We start from the raw sequence: 237 nt of genomic DNA, 5'->3' as shown, positions 1-237 counted from the left end.
GACCGGGGGGGCGACGGCCGGGCGCGGGGCGTCGCCGCCGCCCGGCGGGGGGCGCGCGACCCCCCCCCCGACGGCGGCCCCGCCCGCGTGCGGCCGCCGGGCCAGCAGCAGGACCGGGCCGGGTCTCGGGCGGCCGCCCGAGCCGAGCACGAACCCGGACGCGGGGTCGATCCCGGGCGCGTGGATGCCGCCGAAGAACGAGGCGTAGACCAGCCAGTGCCGGCCGTCGGAGTCCAC

The 237-nt window shown here is 83.5% G+C and carries 1 pseudogene; it reads right to left on the bottom strand.

What is annotated here, in order from left to right:
- A pseudogene (locus KVT14_RS21355) lies at nt 1–237 on the bottom strand (hypothetical protein); the annotation flags it as partial.

The sequence above is a fragment of the Cellulomonas sp. GbtcB1 genome (genome assembly GCF_019091725.1).
Classification (GTDB): domain Bacteria; phylum Actinomycetota; class Actinomycetes; order Actinomycetales; family Cellulomonadaceae; genus Cellulomonas.
The sequence above is the reverse complement of the archived record's forward strand: the minus strand, read 5'-3'. Positions and strand labels throughout refer to the sequence as shown.